The sequence below is a fragment of the Sphingomonas arabinosi genome (assembly GCF_036663715.1).
GTDB lineage: Bacteria > Pseudomonadota > Alphaproteobacteria > Sphingomonadales > Sphingomonadaceae > Sphingomonas.
Window position 1 is genome coordinate 1 of sequence record NZ_JAXOJN010000058.1, and the last position, 1,398, is coordinate 1,398.

At 59.2% G+C, this 1,398-nt stretch carries 1 protein-coding gene; it reads right to left on the reverse strand.

Features of this window, described 5'->3' with window-relative positions; all coding sequences use genetic code 11:
- Positions 1-272 precede the first annotated feature (272 nt).
- On the reverse strand, positions 273-1,289 hold the full coding sequence (locus tag U1708_RS20625) for an IS110 family RNA-guided transposase (RefSeq protein WP_037533488.1): 1,017 nt from the start codon (positions 1,287-1,289) through the stop codon (positions 273-275).
- Between the last annotated feature and the right edge of the window lie 109 nt (positions 1,290-1,398).

Consider the following 1,398-nt stretch of genomic DNA (forward strand, 5'->3'; position numbering starts at 1 on the left):
CTTCTGTGGTTGCCGCCCGTGATGCAAGAGGGTTTTTACACCAATGTGCGAGTGATCGAGCGCGGTCTTCTGTAAGGCCTGTATGCGCGGCATTTTCGAAAGACCGCTGGCCGGTATGGTGATCCGCAGATCAGGTCCAAATCTCGCAAGAGAGCTTGAAGCTCGGAGCCGCTAACTGGTTTTCCTGATCTAGATCTGTTCGATCATTTTGCCCATTCGGGTCGTCGCCTTCTCACACTCCCTTCATCCGCGTGGCATGGACTACTCTGATATCAAGCAGTCATAGCCAGCGCCGGATCTCGATAATTCTCATTTCTGGTCAGCATGGCCCAGATTTGCCGAGCCATCTTGTTGGCCAGGGCGATCGCCACGAGCATTCTGGGCTTGCGACCCAGCATGCCAGCGAGCCACGAACCTTCCGGGATCGATTTTCGCCCCATCCAGTTCAGCCGCGACATTGCTCCGATGATCAGCATCTGTCGGATATCGGCCTGTCCCGCCTTGGTGATGCGACCAAGCCTTTCCTTGCCGCCCGAGGAAAACTGGCGAGGGACCAGGCCGAGCCAAGCCGCAAAATCCCGGCCCTTGCGAAAGCTCTCCATTGGTGGCGCAAAGGCTTCCACCGCCATCGCCGTTAGTGGCCCAACGCCCGGAACGGTCTGCAGGCGTCGAGCACTATCCGTTGCGGCCGCCAACGCCTTGATCTTTGCGGTCCGGCCCGCGATCCGGTCCGTCTGTTCGCTGATCTGATCGAGCATCTCCACGCATTCCTCCCGCATCAGCGCGGGCAGATCACTGTTCGGGGCCTCCACTATCTCGCGAATGCGCTTGATATGCTGGATGCCCAACGGAACGACGTGGCCATATTCGTAAAGACTGGCCCTGAGCGCGTTCACGAGTTCGGTACGCTGGCGGACGAGACGCTGCCGTGAGCGGTACAGGATGGCACTGCTCTGCTGATCGGCGGTCCTGGGTTGAACAAAGCGCATTTCCGGCCGCTGCGCGGCAATCACGATCGCTTCCGCGTCGGCCTCGTCATTCTTCTGACGTTTGACGAACGGCTTCACGTAATGCGGCGCGATCAGCCTGACCTCATGACCAAGCCGGACCATCTCCCTGGCCCAGTGATGCGCGCTGCCACACGCCTCCATCACGACCACTGCCGGGGGTTGGTCGGCCATGAACTTGGGGAAGTTCTGTCGCGATAGCTTTTTGCGAAATCTGAGCTCGCCCGTCATCGAGGCGCCGTGCACCTGGAAAACGGACTTTGCCAAATCCACCCCGATCATCGTATCGTTTGTCACGGTTGCCGTCCTTTCTGCTCAGTGGCCTCAAACTCCACTTTTCTGGCACATCGCGATGCCGTCTGGGAGGGCGGCAACCACCCCATCTCGCAAT